1 protein-coding gene is annotated in these 1,520 nt (G+C 35.6%); it reads right to left on the reverse strand.

The genetic code is table 11. The features are described 5' to 3' along the window. A partial coding sequence (locus tag ACFXKG_RS41230; RefSeq protein WP_384850756.1) for a DNA polymerase occupies nt 1-1,520 on the reverse strand: 1,520 nt, incomplete at both ends.

The raw sequence follows: 1,520 nt of genomic DNA on the forward strand, positions 1-1,520 counted from the left end.
CAAGAATACCTTCCAGTTTCCATTTACCGTACTCTCTATCGTCAACCATGTCATCATCAAAAATAGCTTCACATGCTATTGAATCGGTATCACAATATGCCACATCGCCTTTTTCTAATTGTTTAATTAAACCTCTATATAATAAAATACGCGCGTATGACGTAACGTAGGCGGCTATATGCGGCTGAATATACGGCGCTTTGCTGGGGACGGCTGCTTCAATAAATTCTTGTCCATATACAGGGTTAAATAATTCAACATAAGGATAGCCTTTTTCTTCGCATGTCTCAATTTCTGTGACAGGTAAAATCGTTTGCCGAACCCTTTGCATACCGAATTTTCCGTACAGTGCATTTTGCATTAATTTTGCAAACGTCTTTTTTGCTCCATCACTTGTATTTTTAATCTCTTCAAAATAGGAGACAAAATCTTTAAATATATAATCGGTCTTTTCAAAATAAATACATTGATGAATTTCTTTTATTTTAGCACCCATTTCTAACGCCAATTCAATTTCTTCAAACGTCCATATCCCTGAAAGGTTACCGACCGGGAAACATAATTTTTTGTACATTCTGTGAGGTAGAGGCGGTATATGTAAAGTAGTCGGTATGTGAATATCACATTCTAAAAAACCGCCGCCCTGTCTATAGCTGTACCAATATTTAAATACGTTTCGGGCTTTGTCTCCTTTATGGTGACGCGGTTTCCCTATAGGTATTGGGTTCACTTTCATAACGTACGGATATAATGAATTTACATCATAATGAAAGCCGCCATTTAATTCACTTTGAAATACTTCTGTACGTCCACCATAATATGCCTTGCGTATAAAATCCTCTGTAAACTCGCCCCATTTGCTATAACCGTAATTCGTGGAAATAGCCTTTTCATAATCTTCAGGATAATTCATTTGATATACTTTCATTGCAAGACTTGCGGTAGTAGGACATTTTAAAAATTCATGAATCGGCAAGCCGGATATTTCAATAAGCATTGTAACAATTTCATATAATGCCACACAGTCCAACCGTAAATATTCATTTAATTCAGGTTCATACGGATCGACCTTCATAAAATAATTCCCTTGGGATTCCCGGTCATCATATTTACCCGGGTCATTTGTGGGGTTTCCGTCAGCGTCAAGCGCCCATCCCAATTTCAAAATATGGTCTTTTAAATCTATTTTTGCTTTTTCTTGCGAAATATTAAAATCCTCACATATCTTTTTTAATGAACCCATTACAAGCTTGCTGGAATCATGAAATGTAATAGGTTGCGAAATAATTTCATTTTCTTCAGTTATTTGGGATTCATTAAGACCTGTTTTAAATACCGTAACGACATTATTAATAAAAATCGAATTTTTTAAATCCGCTTCAGGTAAAATGTCCTTTGCGATTTTTGAAATGTCGAAATCTAGATTATGAATAAATACATGACAATCGTATTTTGTGGTATACTGTGAGAGAACCGTTTTCAGGTTTTTAAAAGTGTTTGTCGCACGGTATCTACTACCG

This window comes from Streptomyces sp. NPDC059255 (genome assembly GCF_042752355.1).
Classification (GTDB): domain Bacteria; phylum Actinomycetota; class Actinomycetes; order Streptomycetales; family Streptomycetaceae; genus Streptomyces.